The organism is Streptomyces rimosus subsp. rimosus (genome assembly GCF_000720725.1).
In the GTDB taxonomy this organism is placed as follows: Bacteria; Actinomycetota; Actinomycetes; order Streptomycetales; family Streptomycetaceae; genus Streptomyces; species Streptomyces rimosus_A.
Map to the genome: position 1 here is coordinate 26,305 of NZ_JOCQ01000049.1, position 21,222 is coordinate 47,526.

22 protein-coding genes are annotated in these 21,222 nt (G+C 73.5%); 10 read left to right on the top strand and 12 right to left on the bottom strand.

The window, feature by feature from the left end; translation table 11 throughout:
* Positions 1 to 46 precede the first annotated feature (46 nt).
* A complete protein-coding gene (locus IH45_RS0124350; RefSeq protein WP_030672257.1) occupies positions 47 to 784 on the bottom strand; it encodes a FadR/GntR family transcriptional regulator in 738 nt (245 codons plus the stop codon).
* Between the two features lie 216 nt (positions 785 to 1,000).
* Here IH45_RS0124350 and crcB point away from each other — a divergent pair, with 216 nt between their 5' ends.
* From crcB to IH45_RS0124380, 6 genes are all read left to right on the top strand, one after another.
* Positions 1,001 to 1,522 carry a fluoride efflux transporter CrcB gene (crcB, locus tag IH45_RS0124355; RefSeq protein ID WP_030672260.1) on the top strand — a complete coding sequence of 174 codons (522 nt, stop codon included), beginning with the start codon at positions 1,001 to 1,003 and terminating at the stop codon, positions 1,520 to 1,522.
* The gene (locus tag IH45_RS0124360) at positions 1,519 to 1,899 is read left to right on the top strand and encodes a DUF190 domain-containing protein (protein ID WP_030672263.1); all 381 of its coding nucleotides are present in this window, start codon (positions 1,519 to 1,521) and stop codon (positions 1,897 to 1,899) included. Before crcB ends, IH45_RS0124360 begins: the two co-directional genes overlap by 4 nt.
* Entirely contained in the window at positions 1,896 to 2,270 is a 375-nt protein-coding gene (locus IH45_RS0124365; RefSeq protein ID WP_030672265.1) for a fluoride efflux transporter FluC, read from the top strand. The genes IH45_RS0124360 and IH45_RS0124365 overlap by 4 nt, the downstream gene beginning before the upstream one ends.
* A gap of 212 nt (positions 2,271 to 2,482) precedes the next feature.
* Complete coding sequence (locus IH45_RS1000000145425) at positions 2,483 to 2,857, top strand: STAS domain-containing protein (RefSeq protein WP_050515146.1); 375 nt, start codon at positions 2,483 to 2,485, stop codon at positions 2,855 to 2,857.
* A gap of 120 nt (positions 2,858 to 2,977) precedes the next feature.
* Entirely contained in the window at positions 2,978 to 3,718 is a 741-nt protein-coding gene (locus IH45_RS0124375; protein ID WP_234440650.1) for a GAF and ANTAR domain-containing protein, read from the top strand.
* 26 nt (positions 3,719 to 3,744) lie between these two features.
* Entirely contained in the window at positions 3,745 to 4,290 is a 546-nt protein-coding gene (locus tag IH45_RS0124380; protein WP_050515147.1) for a GNAT family N-acetyltransferase, read from the top strand.
* A gap of 181 nt (positions 4,291 to 4,471) precedes the next feature.
* Here IH45_RS0124380 and snpA read toward each other — a convergent pair whose 3' ends face one another.
* Positions 4,472 to 5,113: a snapalysin gene (gene snpA, locus IH45_RS0124385; protein ID WP_030672275.1), complete on the bottom strand. Its 642-nt coding sequence runs from the start codon at positions 5,111 to 5,113 to the stop codon at positions 4,472 to 4,474.
* A gap of 235 nt (positions 5,114 to 5,348) precedes the next feature.
* Between snpA and IH45_RS0124390 the strand changes: the two genes are divergently transcribed.
* A complete protein-coding gene (locus IH45_RS0124390) occupies positions 5,349 to 6,293 on the top strand; it encodes a LysR family transcriptional regulator (protein ID WP_030672278.1) in 945 nt (314 codons plus the stop codon).
* Between the two features lie 31 nt (positions 6,294 to 6,324).
* Here IH45_RS0124390 and IH45_RS1000000148915 read toward each other — a convergent pair whose 3' ends face one another.
* Both IH45_RS1000000148915 and IH45_RS0124400 read right to left on the bottom strand, forming a co-directional pair.
* Positions 6,325 to 6,516 carry a hypothetical protein gene (locus IH45_RS1000000148915; protein WP_158813251.1) on the bottom strand — a complete coding sequence of 64 codons (192 nt, stop codon included), beginning with the start codon at positions 6,514 to 6,516 and terminating at the stop codon, positions 6,325 to 6,327.
* A gap of 113 nt (positions 6,517 to 6,629) precedes the next feature.
* On the bottom strand, positions 6,630 to 9,794 hold the full coding sequence (locus IH45_RS0124400) for an AfsR/SARP family transcriptional regulator (protein ID WP_030672281.1): 3,165 nt from the start codon (positions 9,792 to 9,794) through the stop codon (positions 6,630 to 6,632).
* A 162-nt stretch (positions 9,795 to 9,956) separates the two neighbouring features.
* Here IH45_RS0124400 and IH45_RS0124405 point away from each other — a divergent pair, with 162 nt between their 5' ends.
* On the top strand, positions 9,957 to 12,470 hold the full coding sequence (locus tag IH45_RS0124405; RefSeq protein ID WP_234440651.1) for an ATP-binding protein: 2,514 nt from the start codon (positions 9,957 to 9,959) through the stop codon (positions 12,468 to 12,470).
* Here the strand turns inward: IH45_RS0124405 and IH45_RS0124410 are convergent.
* The 7 genes from IH45_RS0124410 to sodN form a co-directional block, all read right to left on the bottom strand.
* Positions 12,389 to 12,973, bottom strand: coding sequence for a hypothetical protein (locus tag IH45_RS0124410; protein ID WP_030672287.1), 585 nt, complete (start codon positions 12,971 to 12,973; stop codon positions 12,389 to 12,391). The two genes, IH45_RS0124405 and IH45_RS0124410, sit on opposite strands and share 82 nt — an antisense overlap.
* A complete protein-coding gene (locus IH45_RS0124415; protein ID WP_030672291.1) occupies positions 12,970 to 14,313 on the bottom strand; it encodes a hypothetical protein in 1,344 nt (447 codons plus the stop codon). The genes IH45_RS0124410 and IH45_RS0124415 overlap by 4 nt, the downstream gene beginning before the upstream one ends.
* Positions 14,314 to 14,444: 131 nt before the next feature.
* Positions 14,445 to 15,176, bottom strand: a complete 732-nt coding sequence (locus IH45_RS0124420; protein ID WP_030672294.1) for an ANTAR domain-containing protein — start codon at positions 15,174 to 15,176, stop codon at positions 14,445 to 14,447.
* A gap of 22 nt (positions 15,177 to 15,198) precedes the next feature.
* Positions 15,199 to 16,056, bottom strand: coding sequence for a GAF and ANTAR domain-containing protein (locus IH45_RS0124425; RefSeq protein ID WP_030672297.1), 858 nt, complete (start codon positions 16,054 to 16,056; stop codon positions 15,199 to 15,201).
* 27 nt (positions 16,057 to 16,083) lie between these two features.
* Positions 16,084 to 17,952, bottom strand: coding sequence for a CheR family methyltransferase (locus IH45_RS0124430; RefSeq protein WP_030672300.1), 1,869 nt, complete (start codon positions 17,950 to 17,952; stop codon positions 16,084 to 16,086).
* Positions 17,952 to 18,551: a chemotaxis protein CheB gene (locus tag IH45_RS0124435; RefSeq protein ID WP_030672303.1), complete on the bottom strand. Its 600-nt coding sequence runs from the start codon at positions 18,549 to 18,551 to the stop codon at positions 17,952 to 17,954. The genes IH45_RS0124430 and IH45_RS0124435 overlap by 1 nt, the downstream gene beginning before the upstream one ends.
* Before the next feature lie 196 nt (positions 18,552 to 18,747).
* Positions 18,748 to 19,143, bottom strand: a complete 396-nt coding sequence (sodN, locus tag IH45_RS0124440) for a superoxide dismutase, Ni (RefSeq protein WP_030650303.1) — start codon at positions 19,141 to 19,143, stop codon at positions 18,748 to 18,750.
* A gap of 185 nt (positions 19,144 to 19,328) precedes the next feature.
* Here sodN and sodX point away from each other — a divergent pair, with 185 nt between their 5' ends.
* Complete coding sequence (gene sodX / locus IH45_RS0124445; protein WP_030672306.1) at positions 19,329 to 19,793, top strand: nickel-type superoxide dismutase maturation protease; 465 nt, start codon at positions 19,329 to 19,331, stop codon at positions 19,791 to 19,793.
* On the opposite strand, the gene IH45_RS0124450 is transcribed toward sodX, so the two are convergent.
* Complete coding sequence (locus IH45_RS0124450) at positions 19,697 to 20,326, bottom strand: CGNR zinc finger domain-containing protein (RefSeq protein ID WP_030672308.1); 630 nt, start codon at positions 20,324 to 20,326, stop codon at positions 19,697 to 19,699. The genes sodX and IH45_RS0124450 overlap by 97 nt on opposite strands.
* Positions 20,327 to 20,405: 79 nt before the next feature.
* Between IH45_RS0124450 and IH45_RS0124455 the strand changes: the two genes are divergently transcribed.
* Positions 20,406 to 21,167 (top strand): class I SAM-dependent methyltransferase, encoded by a 762-nt coding sequence (locus IH45_RS0124455; RefSeq protein WP_030672311.1) that lies wholly within the window; start codon positions 20,406 to 20,408, stop codon positions 21,165 to 21,167.
* Positions 21,168 to 21,222: the final 55 nt, after the last annotated feature.

Sequence of the window (21,222 nt, forward strand, 5' to 3'; positions counted from 1 at the left end):
CTCTTCTCCTGGCTTGCTTCACGTGCCGGGGCGTCCGCCACCGGCTTCACGTATGGGGCGCGTCCGCCGTCGGATCGCCGCCGCCGTCCTCGGGCCGCGCCTCGCGGAGCGCGTCCATGGCCTCGGTCAGGTGCTCCAGCGCGGCGCGTTCGGCGGCGTCCGGGTCCCGGGCCTCGATGGCGTCGACGATGGCGGTGTGCGCGTCGAACTGGTGGCGTACGGAATCGGGCAGCGGCCGGCGGACGACGGCTTGGAGGGTGCCGCGCAGCGCGTCGCTGAAGTGCTCGTACAGCTCCGCGAGCACGCTGTTGTGCGCGGCCGCCGCGACGGTCCGGTGGAAGTGCACGTCCGCGTCGATGAACGCGCCGACGTCGCTGTTCGACCAGGCCCGGTCCCGCTCGGCGAGCGCGGACCGCAGGGCGGCCAGGTCCTCGCCGGTGCGGCGCAGCGCCGCGTAGCGGGCCGCGTCGCGCTCCAGCGAGGCGCGGACCTCGTACGCCTCCAGGTCGGCGGCCCGGCGCAGCCTGCGCTGCACCGCGGCCCCGAAGTCGCTGCTGGCCCGTACGTACGTGCCGTCGCCCTGGCGCGGCTCCAGCATCCCGGTGTGCACCAGGGCGCGCACCGCCTCGCGGACGGTGTTGCGGCCCACGTCCAGCGTCTCGACCAGGACCGGCTCGGCGGGGATTTTCGCGCCGACCTCCCACTCGCCCTCGGCGATCAGCCGTTCCATCTGCTCGATGACCAGGTCCACCAGGCTGGTGCGGGCGGTGCTGCGCAGCGGCATGAACGCCGTCCTCCCTCTCGATTCCACCGGTGATGGGAACATCCCATGTTTGGCGGTGTCAAACGCCCGGAGTTAGCCTGAAGGCGCCGGTGATCAGCGGATCACCGCCCGGCGGTGGGGCCCGCCGGACCCGAACCGCGGTCGCCGGAGACCGCCGACGGTCCCTGCTTGCAGAGCGGAACGCAGCCACGCACGCACCGCGCGAGTAGGAGACGCATGAGCACCGGAGCCCCCCGCCCCCTGACGGCCGGCACCACCTCCGCCCCGGCCGTACCGCACACCGCCGAACCGCCCCGGGAACGCCCGCGCCCCGTGCCGCCCTGGCAGGGCCAGTGGCCGGTCGTCGGCGCCGTCGCGCTCGGCGGCGGCATCGGCGCGGCCGCCCGGTACGGCGCCGGCCTCCTGTGGCCCACCGCCCCCGGCACCTTCCCCGTCACCACCCTGCTGATCAACATCACCGGTTGCGCCCTCATGGGCGTCCTGATGGCACTGATCAGCGAACGGGGCGCCCCGCACCAGCTGCTGCGCCCCTTCCTCGGCACCGGCGTCCTCGGCGGCTTCACGACCTTCTCCACGTACGCCGTGGACACCGAGCACCTGCTGACCACCGGCCGGGCGGCCCTCGCCCTGGCCTACCTCGCGGCCACCCTGCTCGGCGCGCTGGCGGCGGCGTGGGCCGCGCTGACGGGCACCCGCCGCGTACTGACCCGGCACGGACGAGAAGGGCGACAAGCATGAGCGGGACCACCGGCGCTGCGCTGCGCCTGACCGTCCACCTGGGCGAGTGCGACACCTGGCACCACAAGCCGCTGTACGCGGAGATCGTGCACCGCGCCCGCGCCGCCGGTCTCGCGGGCGCCAGTGTCTTCCGCGGCATCGAGGGCTTCGGCGCCTCCTCCGTCGTGCACACCCAGCGCCTGCTCTCGCTCAGCGAGGACCTGCCCGTGGCGGTGGTCGTCGTGGACACCGAGGAGCGGGTACGCGGCTTCCTGCCGCAACTGGACGAGCTGGTCACCGGGGGGCTGGTGACCCTCGAACCCTGTGAGGTGATCCGGTACGGGGCCCGTCCGGGCGCGGACGGCGACGGCCCGGCGGACGGGGGAGCCGCCCGGTGAACTGGCTCCTCGTCGTGGCCGGCGCGATGGCCGGGGCGCCGCTGCGGTTCCTGACCGACCGCTTCGTGCAGGCCCGGCACGACACGGTGTTCCCCTGGGGGACGTTCGCGGTCAACGTCGCCGGCTCGCTGGTGCTGGGCCTGGTCACCGGGGCGGTGGCGGCGGGCGCCGGCTCCTCGCGGCTGCTCCTCCTCGTCGGCACCGGCCTGTGCGGCGCGCTGACGACGTACTCGACCTTCTCGTACGAGACGCTCCGGCTGGCCGCCGACGGCGCGCGGTGGCCCGCGGCGGCCAACGCGGCCGCGAGCGTGGCCGCCGCCCTCGGCGCGGTGTTCGCCGGTGTGGGACTCGCCCACGTCCTCTGGGCCTGAGCGGTACGCGCGGGACCGGGCGCGCCGGGTGGGCTCGCCCGTGCGACGCCGCACCCGCACGGGTGAACGAATGGGGCCGAGTTTCGAACGGAACCTTTCTTCACCGTCGCCCGACGCCGGGCCGGAATACGCTGATGGCGCGGTGCCCCGGACCCCGGTTCGCACGAATACCAGTCAGTACGTGCATGTGTGAATTCAGGGGCGGGAGCGCTATGGACCTCCACCGTATGGACCTCCACCACCGGACCGGCGCCGGCCGGGTCAAAGTAGTGCGGCCCGAAGGCGAGCTGGACCTCATGACGGCGCCACGCTTCCGGGACCTGCTGCGGCGGGGCCACCGCCGCTCCACCGGCCCGCCCCGTCTGATCGTCGACCTCGGCGCGGTGACCTTCATGGACTGCTCCGCGCTGCGGGAGCTGTGCGACGCGCAGGCCTGGGCCGTGGAACAGGGCGGCTGGCTCCGCGTCGTGCACGCGCAGCGCGGCATCGCCACCCTGCTCCGCGCGACCCGGCTGACCGGCCGCTTCCCCCGCTACGCCACCGTGCGGGACGCGCGCTGCGACCAAATGGCGAACTGCGCCCCGTGAACCGCGGGTTGCCCTGGGTCTCCCCCCGAGTGGTTTGCCCGGGGCATAGTAGCCATGCGACCGCTACCCGAAGACGATGTACGGGCCACCACCGGCCGACGACGGAGAGGGATGGTTTCCATGGCCCGGGATGAACGCCTGGCGACGGCTCGGGGGGACCTGCCAGGGGGAGTCGTCGGCGACTTCGACACCGTCGACCTGCTGCGCCGGCTCTCCGCCCACTGCGCCGACCTGGTCGGCGCCGACGCGTCCGCCGTGCTCCTCGCCGACGCCCAGGACCGGCTGCACGTGATGGCGGCCTCCGCCGACACCGCCCGCCTGCTGGAACCGGCCGCCCACGGCGAGCGGTCCCCGTACGACGACTGCTACCGCAACGGCGCTGCCGAGACCGGCATCGTCCTCACCGACCCGCGCACCGCCGCACGGTGGCCGCGGTTCACCGCCCGCGCGCGCGAGCGCGGATACCTGACGGCGCACGCCGTACCGATGCGGCTGCGCTCCCGCTCCGTCGGCGTCGTCGTCCTCTTCTGCTCGGGCACCGAACCCCTCGGCGAGCAGTGTGAGGCGTTCGCCCGTTCCCTGGCCGACCTGCTGGCCGTCGCCGTCATACAGCAGCGCAGTCTGGAGCGCAGCCACGTCGAACGCACACAGTTGCAGAACGCGCTCAGCTCCCGCATCGTCATCGAACAGGCCAAGGGCATCCTCGCCGAGCGCTGGGGGACGAGCGTGGACGAGGCGTTCGAGAGCTTCCGGTCCTACGCGCGCGCCCACCGCCGCCGGCTGCCCGACCTGGCCCGCGAGGTCGTCGACGGCACGCTCGACAGCGGCCTCGTGGAGGAGTACTTCCTCAACCGAAGGTGATTTCTGGGACCTTGTGGGAGGACCGGATGGCAGAAGTCTTCTTGCGGCGCCTGACCAGGTGGCAGGCCGAGGCACAGCGCGAGGCCATGGCCGACCTGTACGTCGAGGCGTACCGCGAGCCCTCGGGCGAGGAGTTCCGCGAACGGGGGGCCTTTCTGCGTCGGTTCGCCGAGCACGTCCAGCGCCCCGGCTTCGAGATGGTGATCGCCAGCGACCCGGCGCTGGTGGGCTGCGCCTACGGCTTCCCCGCCGAGCGGGACGCCCGGTGGTGGCAGGAGATCAACGGGCGGGTCCCCCATGAGCTGGAGGAACTGACCGCCTCCGGGCGGGTGTTCGTCGTCGCCGAGCTGATGGTGCTGCCCGCGCACCGGCGCGGCCACGTCGCCACCCGGCTCCAGGAGTCACTGCTCCTGCGGAGTACCGCCACCTTGGTGGTCACCTTCGTCGACACCGCCAACGGCGCGGCGCGCTCCGCGGTACGCGCCTGGGGGTGGCGGCTGGCGGGGCAGCTGCGCCGCTCCGACGACGGAGAGCCCGAACTGGAGGCGTGGAGCCGGGGACCGGCGCACTGAGACACGGCGCAACGGTACGAAGCGCGCCCGGCGCGCGGCGCGGAACGCGTACGCGCGCGGCAGGGCTCCGAGGAACCCGCCGCGCGCGTAGGTGTTGTCGCTCCACGGTGCTCGCGCACCGTAATTTCCCGGGTCCGTGGCGTGGTCACGCCTTACCGGACCTGCCGGGGGAGGACGCCGGTCAGAAGCGTACGCCCTTGAGGCCGTTGGCCCAGAGCTGGTCCACCTTGGCCCGCTCGGTCCGGTCCGGCTGGGAGTTCGTGCAGGACGGGCCGGGGCCGCCGCCGGACATCAGCTCGCTGCACGGGCCCTCGTAGTGGTCCGGCAGGCCCAGCACGTGGCCGGTCTCGTGGGTGGTCACCCGGACCGAGTCGTATTCCTGGTTCTGCTGGTAGTCCAGGAAGACGAAGCCCTTGCCGTGGCCGTCGGTGCTGGCGTACGAGCCGCGGGCGTCGTTGCCCTCGCGGTACTGGAAGTCGCCGCCGCTGCCTTCCTGGAGCTTGACGTTCTGCACCGCGCCGTTCCAGATCTGGGCGCTCTTGGCTATCTGGCTCTGGAACGTCGGCGCCGCGCTCGCGTCGTAGGTGACGGTGACGGTCTTCAGATTCGGGTGCGCGGCCCGCTTGGCCTTGACCGACTTCATGACGGCCTCGAAGAACGCCTTGGTGTCGGCCTTCTCGGCGGCCGAGCCGGCGTAGGCGGCGGTGACCCGGTGGGTCTGGGGGGCGGAGGCGGCGGTCGCCGTCGCCGGGGCCGCCGCGGCCAGCGTGGCGGCGAGACCGAGGCCGAGCACTGCCGACAGAGCCGTCTTGGGAGATCTCATGTGGGGGGACTCCTTATCGTCCGTGGGGCCGTACGGCCGCCGTGTGGGGCGGCGGCCGGGGCCCTGCGGATGAACTCGTGGTGCGGCAGAGTCTGTTCGAGACCCACGGGGGGTGCGGAGATCACAGATGGCGATAGCACCAGGTGATACCCCTGGCGGAAAGAGCCCTCGGCCTGGCCGGAGAGTCTGGTGTGACGTGCGCAAACGTCGTTATGCTCCGGCCGTGGAGCTCGAAGTGAGGCACCTTCGTGCGCTGTGCGCCATCGCGGACGCCGGCAGCGTACGCAAGGCGGCCCGGCAGCTGGGCATGACCCAGCCCTCCCTGACGGCACAGCTCCGCCGCATCGAGAACGCCCTGGGTGGCCAGTTGTTCTTCCGCGAGCGGACCGGCAGCAGGCCGACGCCGCTGGGGCACTCCGTGCTGAGCCGGGCCCGGCCGATAGTGGCCGACATGCGGGCGCTGGTCGACGAGATCGCCTCGACCTCGCTGCGGGCGGGCTCCCGGCTGCGCATCGGCAGCACCAGCAGCCGGGCCGTGGCGGGCTGGCTGCGGCGGCTGCGGGCCAGGCTGCCCGACACCGACACCACCATCCGCATCGACGTGTCCGCCAACGCGCTGCTCCAGATGGTGGCGATGGGCCAGCTCGACGTGGCCTTCGTCCACGAGGTGGAGGGGGCGCCGCTGCGCCGCCCCGACGGGCTGGTCGAGCGGGAACTGCTCGCGCGCGAACCGCAGTTCGTCGCGCTGCCCGCGGACCACCCGGCGGCCCGCCGCCCGGTGGTCGAACTCGCCGACCTGGCCGGTGACCAGTGGATGGTCGACCCGTCGGTGGACGGCGAGTGGACCGGGCTGCGCCGGGTCTTCGCGGCGGCGGGCCTGGACCCCCGGGTGGTGCACGGGGACTATCTCACCGCGGCCGACCTGGTCGCGGCGGGCGAGGTGGTCACCCCCTGCCAGCCGACCTCCCGCCCCCGGTACGGCATGGCCGTCCGCCCCCTGCGCGGCGACCCGCTGGCCGTCCGCCTCTTCATGGCCCACCGCCCCGGCGCCGCCCCGGCCGCCCCCGCCGACGCCCTCTTCGCCGACCTCACCGCCTCGTACATGGAGGTGGCCTGGGAGAGCACGGCGTACCGGGAGTGGCTGGTGCGGAATGAGGGGCCGTTGGCCATCGGGAGGTGAGGGGGCGGCGCGCCCGCCCCCGCCTCCCTCCTCAGGAGGGCATGCACACCTCGTTCTTCGGCTGCGCGAACCGCCGGGTGGCTTCCTCGGGGGTCATGACGACGTGGAACGGCAGGCCGTCGGGGAACGCGGCGGGTCCGACATCCCGGCCGGTACGGGAGTCGGCGCGCGGTACGGCGTGTTCGGATATGTGCGCGATCACCGGCGGTTCGGAAATGGGCAAGTCGGATCGACTTTCTGGTTTCTGTTACTGACCTTGTTCTGTGAGGGCGTCAGCCAACAGTCACCGGGCCGATCCTGTCAAACTCGGTCCACCAGACAAGACTTCGCGAACATCTATTCGCGTAGATCGACTCCCGCCACCTCGCTCACCCGTTCCTCCAGCCGCCGAAATTCGAACACGTCCAGCCTTTCGAACAACTCCAGTGCGCGCCGCCACAACGCACCGGCCTTTTCCCCGTCCCCGTTCGCCAGGTAGAGCTCCGCGAGCGCGTCGCACGCGCGGGCCTCCTCCTCGGGAGAGCCGGTCTGGCGGGCGACACCCAGTGCCAGTTCCAGGCGGCCGGCGGACAGCTCCAGCAGGCCCAGACGGTGCCCGGTGACGCCCAGGCCGCGCAGCGCCTGCGCCTCCTCCAGGCCCGCGCCGATGGACCGCGCCAGTTCCAGAGCATTCTCGTAATGCTGTCCCGCCGCCGTGAATTCTCCCGAATCGCGCAGCGAATCACCCATATTGACGAGGGTGATGGTCTCGTTCCTGCGGTCGCCCAGCTGCTGGAAGGATCGCAGTGCTTCCGCGTAGAGCCCCAGGGCCGCGCCGAGTTCCTGCGGCATGCGGAACGTGGACGCGAGATTGATTCGCGCCATCGCCTGTTCCGAACGGCTGCCGGATTCCGCCGCGGTCGCGAGTGCCTGGGCGAAAGAGGCCCGCGCGGCCTCCCTTTCCCCGGTGTGCAGCTGCGTGTCCCCCAGATTGTTCAGCGACTGGGTCTCGCCCCGTTTGTCGCCGGTCTCCCGGAACATGGCCATCGCCTGCCGGAAGTGCCCCATCGCCGCGGCGGGATCCCCCAGATGCAGACGCGCGATCCCGAGATTGTTGGTGCTGCGCGCCTGGTTCCAGCGGTCGCCGGACCGCATCCGCAGCTCCACCGCCGCGCTCTGCACCGCGAGCATCGAGCGGTACTCGCCCCGGTGCCAGTGCAGCACCCCCAGTTTCTGCAGCGCCTCCGCCTCCGCCTCGGTGTCGCCCACCGCGCGGGCCAGCTCCAGCGCCCGCCGCCCGGCCGCCTCCGCCTGCGGATAGCGGGCGGCGTGTGCGTGCGTGGTGCTCAGGTCGGTCTGCGCCCGGGCCTCCGCGCGCCGGTCGCGGCTCTGCTGCCAGTACAGCGCCGCGTGCCGGTGGATGCGCTCGGCCTCGTCCCAGTGGCCCTCGGTGTCGAGGAAGGCGGCGAGGACATGGCCGAACCAGGCCGCGCGGTCCGGGGCCCCGTGCGTACGGGCGTGCTGCTCGGCGGCGAACAGCGCCTGATGCTCCGCCGCCAGCCACTCCTTGGCCTCCTGCGGCCCGCTCCACGAAGGCAGCGGCCCGGGGTCGGGCGGGTGTGGCACGTCCAGGCGCGAGCGGCGCGGGTTGACCAGCCGGTCCGCCCGGTCCGCCGCGCAGAGGTAGAACGCGGACAGCCGGTGCAGGGCTGCCTCGCGCACCTCCGGCGGGTCCGCGGCGGCCAGCGTGAGCGCGTACTCGGCGATCAGGTCGTGGTACTGGTAGCGGTCCGCCTCGGGCTCCTGGACGAGGTGCGCGTCCAGCAGCGCCTCGACGGTCCGCTCCGCCGCGTCCAGCGGCAGCCCGGTCAGCGCGGCGGCCGCGTGCGGGCCGAACTGCGGGCCCGGGTGCAGGGCCAGCAGCCGGAAGACGGTGCGCTGCCCGTCGTCGAGCGTGCAGTACGACATCTCGAAGACGCGGGCGATGTCGCGGTACGGGTCGCGTATCTCGCCGAGGCGGCCGGGCCCCCGGGAGAGCCGCTGGAGGAGGTGGGCGGTGGTCCAGGAGGGGCGGGAGACCAGCCGCCCCGCCGCCAGTTCGAGCGCCAGCGGCAGGCGCCCGCACAGCCGTACCACGGTGGCCACCTCGGAAGGGTCGCCCGCGCGGTCGTCGCCGACCAGCCGGACGAAGAGCGTGGCCGCGTCCTGCGGCGGCAGCACGTCCAGGAAGACCGGGCGCACCCCGGGCACTCCCGCCATCCGACGCCGGCTGGTGATGATCGTCAACGACCGGGAGCCGACCGGGAGCAGCGGCCTGACCTGGTCGGGCCCGGCCGCGTCGTCCAGGACGACCACGGCGCGCCGGCTGCTCAGCAGGGCACGCCACAGGGAGGTCAGCGCGTCCAGGTCGCGGGGGATGCCGCCGGCCGGGACGCCGAGCACGCGCAGCAGCGCGGCCAGGGCGGCCTCCGGGGTGAGCGGTGGGCGGCCGGGTGCGTGGGCGCACAGGTCGAGGTAGATCCGGCCGTCGGGGTAGCGCTGCGCCAGCCGGTGGGCCAGGTGTACGGCGAGCAGCGACTTGCCGACGCCCGCCATGCCGGAGATGGCCTGGAGCGCGATCACCGCGCCGTCCCGTACGGGCGAGGTCAGCACGCGCAGCTCGTCCTCGCGGCCGACCAGTTCGCCGTGGCTGGGCAGGTTGTCGGGTACCGGTGGCGCACCCGGGCCCGGAGCCGCGGCGGCGGGCGGCGGCGCGCCGCGCGGCAGCAGCCGGTCGGCCGGAGCGCCGTCCAGGATGTGCCGGTGGATCCGGGCCAGCGCCGCGCCCGGCGCGGTACCCAGCTCGGTGGCCAGCCGCCGCCGCGTCGTCTCGTACGCGCGCAGGGCGTCCGCCTGCCGCCCGCAGCCGTAGTTCGCGATCATCAGCTGGGCCACCAGGTCCTCGTCGGTGGGGTGCTGTTCCCACAGCGCGGCCAGCTCCGCGGTGAGTTCGGCGAACCGGCCCCGGCGCAGCCCGATGGCGACCCGGCGCAGCGCCGCGGCGAGGCGGTGCTCGGCCAGCCGGGCCCGTACGCCCTCGGCCCACAGCCCGTACAGACCGCACAGCGGTTCACCCCGCCACAACGCCTCCGCCTCCTCGAAGACGGCCAGCGCACCGGAGTCGTCCCCGTCGTCCGCCAGCGCGCGGGCCCGGTCGGCCAGGTCCCGGAAGCGGTGGCAGTCCACCCGGCCGGGCGGCACGTCGAGGGTGTAGGCGTGTGCCTGCTGGGTGAGCGCGGCGCTCCCGTTGCCCGCGCGCAGCCTGCGGCGCAGGCGGGCGGCGTACGAGTGGAGGCCGGCGCGGGCCTTGGCGGGCGGGTGGTCGTCCCACAGGCGCGCGATGAGCGTGTCGAGCGGCACGGGACGGCCCGCGTCCACCGACAGCGCGGCCAGCAGGGCCCGTTCCTTGAGCGATCCCAGGGGGTCGGGGCGGCCGTTCAGCCGGATGTCCACGGGGCCCAGAACCCGGATGTCGACGTGCACGAGCGAACCTTCTCTCCGGTACGCCCCGCTCACTTACGGCTCAGAATGGCACGTCGTCACCCGCGCTCACCAGAGACCGTTCCTTGATCCTGCGGGGTGGCCGGAATATGCCGGTCGAAGGAGCCCCCGGCTGTTTCCTCATGATTTCCCCATGACTCCCCCATGACGCGGGTAGACCTTCCCCAGCGGTCGGTCACCGGTTTCCGGGGACGTGGGTCGGGGACCGCGCGGGTGGGGGAGGCGGTGGCCGGGGTGCCGATGTCGGTGACGGAAGTGACGGCGGTGCTGGCTGATGCGGCACGCCGCCCCGCGGAATGGCGGACGGTGATCGCCGAACTCGGCGCGGCACTTCCCGCGTCGGGAATTGCCGCCGCGGATCTGATCGCCCGCGCCGCCGCGGCGCCGGACGATCAAGTTGCCGTACGCGAACTGGCCGCGCTGGCCGCCGAACTCGCCAGGGAAAGCCCCTCCCTCGCACAATTCCTGGCGGCTTTACGGCACCGCGTGACCGACGCCGCCGACGGGGCACCCGATGCCAGGCGCACGGCCAACGTCATCAAGGACTCCACCGCCGTCACCGGCCACGTCATCCAGGCAGGCGCCATCCACGGCGCCATCCACCTCCCGCCGGCCGCCGCGCCGCGCCCCGTACCGCGCCAACTCCTCGGCACCCCGCCGCACTTCACCGACCGCGCCGCCGACCTCGCGGCGCTCGACGCCCTGCGCGGGAGCCACTTCGCGGCCGGCCCGCTGCTCATCGCCGTCACCGGCCCCGCCGGAGTCGGCAAGACCACCCTGGTGTCGCACTGGCTGCGAGGCCTGACCGAGCACTACCCCGACGGCCAGCTCTACGCGGACCTCGGCGGCCACGCGCCCGGCGGCCCGGTGCGGCCGGGCGAGGTCCTGGGGGCGTTCCTCCGCGCCCTCGGGACTGCGCAGGTCCCGGCGGAGACCGCCGAACAGGCGGCGCTGTGGCGGACGCTGACCGCCGGGCTGCGCATCGCGGTCATGCTCGACAACGCGGTCAGCGCCGCCCAGGTCCGCACGCTGCTGCCCGGCGCGGCCGGCAGCCTGGTGGCCGTGGCCGGGCGCAGCCGCCTGACCGGGCTGGGCGTGGACGGCGCGGTCTTCCACCAGCTCGGCACCCTCGATACGGGCGCCGCGGTGGAACTGCTCGGCCGCCGGGTCGGCGGCGGGCGGGTCGACCGGGAGCCGGCCGCCGCCCGCGAACTGGTCCACCTGTGCGCCGGGCTGCCGTTGGCCGTCTGCGTGGCGGCGGCCCGGATGGCCGTCCGCCCCCGGCAGACCGTCGCCGCCCTGGCCGGTGCGATGACGCAGGAGACCGGGCGCCTGGAGGTGCTGCAACTGGGCGGCGAGCGCGCGGTGCGCTCGGCGCTGGAGGAGTCGTACCGCTGCCTGCCGCCCGCCACGGCCGGCGCGTACCGCCTGCTCGCCCTGCCCCCGCTGACCGTCCTGACCGGCCCGCTCGTGGCGGCGGCCTGCGCGGTCCCGCCGTCCGGGGCCGAACGCCTCCTGGACGACCTGACCGAGGCCCACCTGCTGGAGGACCTGGGCCCGGACGACGCCACGGGCGCCGCCCGCTTCCGCTTCCACGACCTCGTACGGCTGCACGCGGCCCAGTGCGCGGAACGGGAGGAGACCGCCGCCGTACGGGACCGGACCGTGCGGCGGGCCCTGGAGTGGTACCTGGCCACCGCCACGGCCGCCCGCGCGCTCCTGTCACCCGCCCACCGCCGCCTCGACCGCACCTACGTCTTCCGCGCCCAGCCACTGGCCTTCGCCGACGCCGGTACCGCGCTGCGCTGGCTCGACTCCGAGCGCGGCCGGCTGATGGCCGCCGTCCGCACCGCCGCCGACCGCGCGTGGCACTCCGTCACCTGGCAGCTCGTCGACTCCCTCCAGCCGCTCTTCCTGCGGCTGCGCCCGTACGACCTGTGGATCGAGGCCCACCGGATCGGCCTGGAGGCCGCCCGGCGCGCCGGGCACCCGCAGGGCGTGAGCCGGATGCTGACCACCGGCGGCAGCGGCCTGTACAACGCCGGACAGCTGGACGAGGCGGTCGCCTGGTTCACCGAAGCCCTGCACGACGCGCGGGACAGGGCGGACCGGCAGGCCGAGGCGCAGGCGCTGCACGGCCTGGCCCAGAGCCACCGGCTGGCCGGCCGCCTGTCGCTGGCGGAGCCCCTGTTCACCGAGGCCCTGTCCCTGCGCGAAGCCATCGGCCACCACCGCGGGGCGGCCCTCACCCGCCTGTGCCTGGGCGACATCGCCCTTGCCACCGGCCGCGCGCGGCTGGCCCGTACCCTGCTCACCCGGGCGCGCGCCGACCTGCTGGCCGTACCCGACCCGTACGACGCGGCGCGGGCCCTGGCCCATCTCGGCCGGACCCACGCCCACGAGGCCATAGGGGACCACCCCACCGCCGAACGGCTGCTGGCCCAGGCGCTGGAGGAGTTCCGCGCCACCGGATCGCTCCACTGGCAGGCGCGGGTCCTGGAGATGCTGGGCCAGACCGCCGAGGACCGGGGTGACGCCGCAACGGCCCGTGACCGCTACGACGCCTCCCTGGACCGCTACGCCTCCCTCAGCCCGAGCGACGCCCGGCGCCTGGAGGAACGCATCCGGAACCTGGCGCCACCGCCCGCGGCGCCCTGACCCGGCCCGTACCGCGCATCGAGGAACCGCACCGAGCGCAGCGCCTCCACGGGCAGCCCCTCCGCCAGCCAGCCGTGCAGCAGCGACGCGAGCAGCCGCAGCTCCCGCGGACCGGCCGGCGCGGGCCCGGTCGCGGTCACCGCCAGCCGGGTGCCGTCGCGGACCACCGCCTCGGCCGTACGGGCCGTGCGCCGCCGGACGACGACGAGGCAGCCGGGGTGGCGCCGCAGCGTCAGTACGGCCGGTTCGGCGCCGCCGCCGTGCAACGCGTCGGCACACGAGCGCCGTCGTTCGTCCGGGCAGCGGTCCAGATCGACGGCCAAGTGCTCGTCGGAACCGGCACCGGAACCGGCCCCGTCGTACGTCCCCGCCGGGTCACCGATCACCACTACGTGCGTACCCGACGGCGTGTCCACCAGCGCCACCGCCACCGGCCGGACCACCGCGGCCGGAAGCACCGCGACGGCGGTCGGCGCGACCCCCGGCAGGCGGGCCGCGGTCATGCGGGCACCTCCGCGTCCCCGGCTCCGCCGTGCCCGCCCGCGCCCGCCGGGTCCAGCGGCGCGGGCATCGGCAGCGGCGGCGTCACCGGCGGGCAGGCCGGCTGGCCCAGGCCGAGCACGCGGTACATCAGACGGCGGAAGTTGCGATGGCAGTGGCCGGGCTCGGAGGTGATGCGCGCGGCGATCCGCGCGTAGTCCTCGGCCCTGTACTCCTCGGCCGCGTAGCGCAGTTGGGCCTCCAGCGGGTGGGCCGGGGACAGCGCCGGAGCGGTCAGCGCCAGCTCGACGCCGGGCGAGGCCGGATCGGCGTCCTCGTGCGGGAAGCGGCTGAGCAGGATGGGCGCGCCGGACATCGCCCCGTACAGCGTCACCGACCCGTAGTCGCCGATGATCCAGTCGGCGGCGATCAGCGGCGGGCGCCAGTCCGCGTCCGGCGGCAGCACGTGCAGCCCCGCCCGCCGGCACCCGGCGAGCCAGGCGCGCAGCTGCCAGTGCCCGTACCGCGACCACACGTTGGGGTGGACCAGCAGCGCCGTACGGTAGGTGTCGCGCGGCAGTTCCGCCAGCAGCCGGGGCAGCAGCGCGTCCAGCCGGTTGAAGGCCGAGCGCCGCCCCCAGGTGGACGTCACCAGTACCAGCTTCCGGCCGCGCCGCAGGCCCAGTGCCGTACGGTAGCGGCGGCGCAGCGGCAGGCTCGCCCGGATCCGGTCGTGGCAGGGGTCGCCCACCACCTCGGCGGCCGGCAGCGCCTCCGGGCACCAGCGCGCCAGCTCCGCCAGGTCGTCGCGGTGGGCCAGCGCCACCGCACGGGGCACCACCCGGCCGCCCCACATCAGATACCGCCGGCCCGTGATGCCGCCGGGGCCGCGGCTGCCGGGCCGCACCCCGTCGGCCACCCGGGCCAGGGACAGGTGCCCGGCGCCGTGCGAGATCCGGATCAGCGGCGCCCGTACCTGCTCGATGCCCTGCGACCCGGCGGCCAGCGCCAGGTCGAACCCGGTGCGTACGGCCGTCTCCCAGGGGACGACGGTGGCCCCCAGGGCACGCAGCAGCCGCCGCGCGCCCGCGTCGAAGGCGTGCGGCGGAACGGTGAAGGTCACCTCGACCCGCAGGTCGCACTCCAGCAGCGGCAGCAGATCCAGCAGCCGCCTGCCGTACACCTCGGTGTGCACGATCACCAGCACCCGCTTGGTGCCGGAGACCGTCGGCCACTGGTCCGGGTCGCGCCGTACGGCGCCCTGCGGCGCCGGGCCGGTGCCTGCCGGAACGGGCCGGTCCGCGGGCCGCTCCTGATCGGGCGCCACCCGGCCGGCCGTGGCCGTGAAGTCCGTGACGGACATACCAACTCCCCCATGCTCGCGTCGGGTCCTCGGTCGGATCCCGTACGCGGGGGGTGCTGCCCGGCCATCGCGGCGCACTTCTTGCACGGGCCTTGACGAACCCTTGCAGAGCAGGCCGGCCGCGTGGTCCGTTACTCGCGCGGCCGCCCCGGGTCGAGCCGGCCCTCGACGACCTCGCGGGCGACCTCCGTCAGCAGCCGCTGGTGGGAGCGGGCGTAGCCGCGCAGCACGGTGAACGCGGCGTCGGGGGAGAGGGCGTGCCGCGCGGTCAGCGCGCCCTTGGCCTGCTCGATGACGACGCGGTTGGCCAGGGCGTGCTCCAGCTGGGCGGCGAGCACCCGGCCCGCCTCGACCTCGTGCTCGCGCAGCAGTGTCACCGCGGCGAAGTCCGCCAGCGACTGGCCCAGCGCCATGAGGTCACCGGTCAGCGGGGTCTGCCGGGAGGCCAGCAGGATCAGGGAGCCGACCGGTCCGAGGTGGCCCCTTATCGGCAGCGCCGCGACGCGCGTGCAGCCCAGCCGGAGCGCGCGCGGCGCGTAGCGCGGCCAGCGCTGCCGGGCCGTCGTCCCGTTCAGGGGCGTGTCCCCGAGCGTGCGGCCGGAGCGGCGGCAGGCGTGGCCCGGGCCCTCCTGCCAGGCGATCGCGTCCTGTTCGAGGCGGCGTACGCCGGCCTCGGAGGCCGCCACTTGGGGGGCGTCCCGGGAGCCGGGGGCGAAGGTGACCGCGGTCGCCCGGACCGCGAGCAGTTCCCGGCTGCGCTCGGTGAGCCGGGCGAGCAGGGTGGGAACGCCGGGTGGCCCCGGCGCGCCGCCGCCCGCCAGCTCCACGAACACGGACGCGAGGTGATGCGGAGCTGTGGTCATGGGTTGAGGTCCCCTCGTGGGTTCAGCTGCCCTGGGCGAGTTTCAGCGTGCCGTCGATGATCCGCCGCGCGACGGCTTCCGGCGTCTGCCCGTCGGTGAATGCCCGTGCTTTGATCAGCGCGAGTGCGTCCTGGACCCGGCAGCGGGCCTGGACGGAGAGCATGCCGGCGGCCTGCTGGACGCAGTCGCGGTGGTCGGCGCCGTCGTACAGTTCCGGGTCGGCGTCGGGACCGAGGAGCACCGTGCGGGTGAGGGCGTCGGCGATGACGGTGAGCGTGTCGGCGGTGCCCGGACCCGCACCCGGGTCGAAGACCGCGAGCGCGCCGATGCAGCTGCCTTCCGTGCGCAGCGGGGCGGTGAGCACCTCGCGGATGCCCAGCGAGGTCAGCGCGGGCCCGTAGGCGGGCCAGCGGCGCTCGATGGCCCGCCCGCTCGCCGCGACCGGGCGGCCGCTCACCGACGCGTCGTGGGCCGGCCCTTCGCCGAGCACGAACTCCAGGTCCTGCGCGGCCCGGGAGGGCTCGTCGGACGAGGCGACGGACAGCTGGCCGTGGTCGGCGTTCATCAGCGTGAGGGCCGCGCTGGGGGTCCCGCACGCCTCCGCCACGCCCGTCATGAAGCGCGGCCGGCTGGTCTCGTCGCCGGCCCAGGCGGTCATCCGCTCGGCGTACGCTTCCTGGAGACGCGCGGAGGACAGGTGGCACTCGGCGGAGCGGCGGTAGGCGTCCGCCAGATGCTGGTGCAGTTCCCCGCCGACCGAGGCGGCCAGGATCTCCTGTTGCTCGGCGCACGCGGCGGCGTACTCGGCACGCTGCCGGGCCCTGGCCGCACGACGGCGCGCCAGCTCCGCCTGGACGTCCCTGCCTGAGCCCCGAACCATGTCCACAGCGTACGCTCCCGGTGGCGCTCAGTCGTTGGTGTCGCCCCGGTCGGCCTCCAGCAACAGGACCACGCCGCCGTTGTGCCGGTCGAACGGCGAACAGAGCACGTTGCAGGTGATGGCCCGCCCGATCCGGTTGACGGCCGAGATCCGGGAGGGGGACGTGCGCTTGCCCGACTCCAGGCACTTCTCGACGGCCGGGCGCAGCATCTCGGTGGGCAGCCCGAAGTCCAGCGAGAAGAACGGCTCGTCGATCACCTCGTCCGGGCGCAGGCCCCACATGTCCACCGCGCCGCGGTTCCAGCTCTTGACCTTCAGGTCCTTGTCGAGGACGACCACGCCCGCGGCGATGCTGGTGACGACCCCTTCGAGGAAGGCGCGGGCCTCGTCCAGCTCCTCGGTGCGGGTGCGCATCTCCTCGTTCATCGTCTCCAGTTCCTCGTTGCCCGACTGGAGTTCTTCGTTGGTGGTCTCCAGTTCCTCGTTGGTCGACTGGAGTTCTTCGTTGGTGGTCTCCAGCTCCTCGATGCTCGACTGGAGTTCCTCGTTGGTGGTCTCCAGTTCCTCGTTCGTGGACTGGAGCTCTTCGTACGCCGTCTCCAGGTCTTCGCGCACGCGCTTGTTCTCGGCCTTGAGCTGGGTGGACACGGTGACGTCGCTGAAGGTGATGTTGGTGGCGGCCAGCAGCCCGTTGGCTCCCATGAGCGGCTGGATGAGGATGTCGAAGTACTGGACCTCCTCGCCGACCCGCCGCTCGGCGCCGTTGACGCGCAGTGTGCGGCGCTCGTGCGTGGCCTGCTCGATCAGCGAGCGCAGCTCGACGGGCCGGTAGGAGATCTCCAGGTCCTGGAAGGGCCGGCCGATGTCGTTGGACGTGAGCCCGAACTGGGCGCGGGCCTGGCTGTTGATGAGCACCGCGGTGCCCTCGCCGTCCACCGCGATGGCCGGGGCCGGGTTGGCGTCGAGGATCAGGTCGCGCAGCTGCCGGCTGCGGGCCGCGGTGGTCAGCTTCTCGCTGCCCAGCCCCACCCGGATCTTCGCGGGCGCGGAGTGGTACGGCGGGCCGGCGTCCCCGGGGCGCCGTCGGAACGCGCGCTGGCGCATGCTCAGCACCTCGAACCGGTCCGCGTCGTTGAGCAGCATCTCCGCCTTCCCGAGGAAGAGGAAGCCGCGCTCGCGCAGCGCGAAGTGGAACCGGTCGATGATCTGCCGCTGCGCCTCGACGTTGAAGTACATCAGCGCGTTGCGGCAGACCAGCAGGTCCAGCCGGGAGATCGGGGCGTCGCGGGTGATGTCGTGCCGCCCGAAGATCACCCGGCGGCGCAGATCGGTGCGGAAGTTGAAGCGGGTGCCGTTCTGCTCGAAGTAGGTCTCGCGCAGCTCCGGGGACAGCGGCTCCAGCGACTTGGACGTGTACAGGCCGGAGCGGGCGTCGCGCAGCGCTTCCTCGTCCACGTCGGTGGCGTAGATCTTGACCCGGTTCAGGGCCTCGTCGACGCCCATCGCCTCGGCGAACATGATGGCGAGGGAGTATGCCTCCTCGCCGCTGGAGCAGCCCGCGCTCCACACCCGGATCTCCTCGTCGGTCCCGGTGTCCGCCAGCAGTTCGGGCACCACCTCGCGCTGGAGGAAGGTCCAGGCGTCGGGGTCCCGGAAGAAGGACGTCACGTTGATCAGAATGGTGTTGAAGAGCGCGTTGAATTCATCGGCGTTCGTCTCCAGGCGATCCCGGTAATCCGCGTAGGTGTCGGCGTCGACATCGGACATCCGCTTGCGGATGCGCCGGCCGAGCGACGAGCGCTTGTAACCGGTGAAGTCGAAGCCGCGGGCGTCCCTCAGAAAACCGAGCAACTCCTCCAGTTCCTCATCCGCCTCGACGTCCCGAGCTTCACCCATTACTGCCTCTTGGTCTCGACAAGACCGCGGATGACCGCGGCGATCTCTTCCAGGGGCAGCACGAAGTCCACCGATCCCGTACCCACCGCTGCCTCTGGCATTCCCTTGAATTCAGCTGTACGGGGATCCTCGGAGATCACCGTGCCGCCGCGTGACTTGATGGCGTCCACGCCCATGGCGCCATCGCTGCCGGTCCCGGTCAGCACACAGCCGATCGCCTGCGCCCCGTACGCCCCGGCGACCGACTCGAAGAGCAGGTCGGCGGAGGGGCGCAGGAAGTGGACCAGCTCGCTGCCGGAGAGCGTCAGCGTACCTCCGGGCCCGACCAGGAGGTGCCGGTCGGGGGGAGCGATGTAGACGGTGCCGGAGCGGGCGCGCTCGTCCGCTTCGGCCAGCTTGACCCGCATCTCGGTGCGCCGGGCCAGGACCTCGGCGATGACCGTGCGGTGCCGTGGGTCGAGGTGCTGGACCACCAGGACCGGAACGGGGAAGTCCGCCCCGAGCGTGCCGAGGACCGCGGTCAGGGCCTTGATCCCGCCCGCGGACGAGGCGACGGCCAGGACCTCGTAGTGGTCCGCCGGGCAGCGGTCTGTCGTCACGTTCCGAGCCTATCGAAAGGCGGACCGACCGGCGGGTACGCGGATGCGCCACCGCGTGGGAACCGCCGCACACGGCCGCACCCGGCCCGCGGGGCGCCGGGAGGGCGCCGCGCGGACCGGGTGCGGTGACGCGAAGGGGGCCGGGGCGGGCGCGGTCCCGGTGACGGACGCGCGGCCGGACCGGCCCGCGGGCGGGTCAGCCCTGCTTCGTCTCCCAGAAGATCTTGTCGATCTGGGCGATGTGGTCCAGGGCCTTCTGGCCGGTGGCCGGGTCGTTCGAGCCCTTGGCGGCGCTCAGCGCCTTGAGGGTGTCGTTGACCAGCTGGTGCAGCTCCGGGTACTTCTCGAAGTGCGGGGGCTTGAAGTAGTCGCTCCACAGCACCGAGACGTGGTGCTTGGCCAGCTCCGCGCGCTGTTCCTTGATGACGACGGCGCGGGTGCGGTAGTCCGCGTCCTCGTTGGCCTGGTACTTCTCCTGGATGGCCTTGACCGACTCGGCCTCGATACGGGCCTGGGCCGGGTCGTAGACGCCGCAGGGCAGGTCGCAGTGGGCGCTGACCTTCACCTTGGGGGCGAACAGGCGGGAAAGCATGTTCAGTCCTTCCTCGTGATCGTCTTCTCAGGTGCGAGATTACTCGCCCGGGGAAGCCTTTTCTCGGGTGCCCCGGGGGTCTTAGGGCAAAAGGCCGGTGTGAGGCTGGGACTGATGGAGGATGGGACCGGGAGCGGACGACCGGGCCGTGGCGGTCACCGGGCCCGGACCGGGAGGTGTGGCGGATGCCGGAGCGGCTGGAAGAACGCGGGCCGGAGCAGGGGGAGGAGCAGGCACGGGAGCGCAGGGGATGGCTGCGGGCCTTCGGCCTGGCCGAGGTCTACAACCCGTCGATGGTGCCGACGCTGCGGCCCGGCGACCAGCTGGTGGTCCAGTACGGGGCGGTGGTACGGCCGGGTGACGTGGTCGTGCTGCGCCACCCGTTCCGGCAGGACCTGCTGATCGTCAAACGGGCCGTGGAACGGCGCGGGGACGGCTGGTGGGTCCAGGGCGACAACCCGTTCGTGGAGAACGACAGCCGGGAGTTCGGCGTGGTGCCCGACGAGCTGGTGGTCGCCCGCGCCTGGGTGCGGGTGCGGCCGCCGCGCGGGTTTCAGCGCTCGCTGTCGGGCGTGCTGTCCTGGGTGGTCTCCGCGGTCCGGCCGGTACGGGCCGAGCGCTCGCCGTCCTGGCGCTTGCGGGCCCGGTAGGCGGCGACGTTGGCGCGGGTCGCGCAGCGGTCGGAGCAGTAGCGCCGGGAGCGGTTGGTCGAGGTGTCGAGGTAGGCGTTGCGGCACGGGCGTGCCTGGCAGATGCCGAGCCGGTCCACGCCCAGGTCGGTGAGCTGGATGGCCAGGCCCATGGACGCGGTGGCGGTGTAGCCGGCGGTGGCGTTGGCCGCGTGGTCGGCGATGTGCATGTGCCACTTGGGGCGCCCGTCCTCGTCGCGGAACTCGTGCCCGGAGATCTGCGGGCTGACCGGGAACTCCATCATCAGCGCGTTCAGCAGGTCCACGGCCCGCACCTCGTCGCCCTCGTCCGCGGCCTCGAAGACGGCGCGCAGCCGCGCCCGTACCGCGCGCAGGCGGGTCACGTCGCTCTCGGTCGCCCGGCGGGCCATCTGCTGGGACGGTCCGAACAGCTCGCGCACCGCCTCCACCGAGGTCAGGGTGTCGCCGCCGCGCTCGGGCTGTTCGGTGTTGACCAGGCGAACGGCGTAGTCCGAGTAATAGGCCAGTTCCACTTGTAGTCCTTACGCGCGCGCTCTAGTGTTCGTAATAGGTGTTGTTGCTACGAGGGTATTACGGCCTGGAGGTAACGCTATGACCGAGACCGCCGTCGGTGCTGACTGGCAGGGTTGGCAGGACAGTTGGGACCGCCAGCAGGAGTGGTACATGCCGGACCGCGAGGAGCGGTTCCGCGTGATGCTGGACATGGTCGAGGCGCTGGTGGGCACGGAGCCCCGGGTGCTGGACCTCGCGTGCGGTACGGGCAGTATCTCCGACCGGCTGCTCAAGCGGTTCCCCAAGGCCGTCAGTGTCGGCGTGGACCTCGACCCGGCGCTGCTGGCCATCGCCGAGGGTTACTTCGCCGGCGACGACCGGGTGACGTTCGTCCGCGCGGACCTCAAGGACCCCCGCTGGACCGAAGCCCTGCCCCACGATTCGTACGACGCCGTACTCACCGCCACCGCCCTGCACTGGATGCACACCGGCCCGCTGCGCGGACTGTACGGGCAGCTCGGCGGCCTGGTCCGGGAGGGCGGCGTCTTCATGAACGCCGACCACATGCCCGACGGCGACACCCCGCGCATCGACGCGGCCGAGCGCGCCTTCCGGCACGCGCGCCAGGAGCGGGCCAAGGAGGCGGGCGCGCTCGACTGGCGTGACTGGTGGGACAAGGCCGCCGCCGACCCGGTGCTCGCCGCGCCGACCGCCGAGCGCTTCGCGATCTACGGCGAGCACGCCGACGGCGACACCCCTTCGGTCGCCTGGCACTGCGAGGTGCTGCGCGAGTCCGGCTTCGGCGAGGCGCGCGCGGTGTGGCGCTCGCCCATGGACGCGCTGGTCCTCGGGCTGAAGTAGGCCCCGCCCGGCGGGCCGCGCCCACGAAGGGCGGTACGTACGAAGGCGCCGGCCG

Coding starts and splice junctions, on each gene's coding strand:
- IH45_RS0124430 (WP_030672300.1), bottom strand. CDS start 17,952: ATGGGTGAAGCTCGGGACGTCGAGGCGGATGAGGAACTGGAGGAGTTG.
- IH45_RS0124360 (WP_030672263.1), top strand. CDS start 1,519: ATGAGCGGGACCACCGGCGCTGCGCTGCGCCTGACCGTCCACCTGGGC.
- IH45_RS0124405 (WP_234440651.1), top strand. CDS start 9,957: ATGACGCGGGTAGACCTTCCCCAGCGGTCGGTCACCGGTTTCCGGGGA.
- IH45_RS0124350 (WP_030672257.1), bottom strand. CDS start 784: ATGCCGCTGCGCAGCACCGCCCGCACCAGCCTGGTGGACCTGGTCATC.
- IH45_RS0124425 (WP_030672297.1), bottom strand. CDS start 16,056: ATGGTTCGGGGCTCAGGCAGGGACGTCCAGGCGGAGCTGGCGCGCCGT.
- IH45_RS0124420 (WP_030672294.1), bottom strand. CDS start 15,176: ATGACCACAGCTCCGCATCACCTCGCGTCCGTGTTCGTGGAGCTGGCG.
- IH45_RS0124380 (WP_050515147.1), top strand. CDS start 3,745: ATGGCAGAAGTCTTCTTGCGGCGCCTGACCAGGTGGCAGGCCGAGGCA.
- IH45_RS0124375 (WP_234440650.1), top strand. CDS start 2,978: ATGGCCCGGGATGAACGCCTGGCGACGGCTCGGGGGGACCTGCCAGGG.
- crcB (WP_030672260.1), top strand. CDS start 1,001: ATGAGCACCGGAGCCCCCCGCCCCCTGACGGCCGGCACCACCTCCGCC.
- sodX (WP_030672306.1), top strand. CDS start 19,329: ATGCCGGAGCGGCTGGAAGAACGCGGGCCGGAGCAGGGGGAGGAGCAG.
- sodN (WP_030650303.1), bottom strand. CDS start 19,143: ATGCTTTCCCGCCTGTTCGCCCCCAAGGTGAAGGTCAGCGCCCACTGC.
- snpA (WP_030672275.1), bottom strand. CDS start 5,113: ATGAGATCTCCCAAGACGGCTCTGTCGGCAGTGCTCGGCCTCGGTCTC.
- IH45_RS1000000145425 (WP_050515146.1), top strand. CDS start 2,483: ATGGACCTCCACCGTATGGACCTCCACCACCGGACCGGCGCCGGCCGG.
- IH45_RS0124410 (WP_030672287.1), bottom strand. CDS start 12,973: ATGACCGCGGCCCGCCTGCCGGGGGTCGCGCCGACCGCCGTCGCGGTG.
- IH45_RS0124455 (WP_030672311.1), top strand. CDS start 20,406: ATGACCGAGACCGCCGTCGGTGCTGACTGGCAGGGTTGGCAGGACAGT.
- IH45_RS0124415 (WP_030672291.1), bottom strand. CDS start 14,313: ATGTCCGTCACGGACTTCACGGCCACGGCCGGCCGGGTGGCGCCCGAT.